Source organism: Oryzibacillus soli (assembly GCF_051594765.1).
Classification (GTDB): Bacteria; Bacillota; Bacilli; order Paenibacillales; family NBRC-103111; genus Paenibacillus_AR.
The window spans coordinates 1-281 of the sequence record NZ_JBPPGJ010000139.1; the positions used below are offsets into that span (position 1 = coordinate 1).

1 rRNA gene is annotated in these 281 nt (G+C 56.6%); it reads right to left on the minus strand.

Annotated elements, in window-relative coordinates:
* A 16S ribosomal RNA gene (locus ACSEXW_RS28465) occupies positions 1-281 on the minus strand; the annotation flags it as partial.

Consider the following 281-nt stretch of genomic DNA (forward strand, 5'->3'; position numbering starts at 1 on the left):
TCTCGTGGTGTGACGGGCGGTGTGTACAAGACCCGGGAACGTATTCACCGCGGCATGCTGATCCGCGATTACTAGCAATTCCGACTTCATGCAGGCGAGTTGCAGCCTGCAATCCGAACTGAGACCGGCTTATAAGGATTCGCTCCGCATCGCTGCTTCGCTGCCCGTTGTACCGGCCATTGTAGTACGTGTGTAGCCCAGGTCATAAGGGGCATGATGATTTGACGTCATCCCCACCTTCCTCCGGTTTGTCACCGGCAGTCATCTTAGAGGGCCCACCA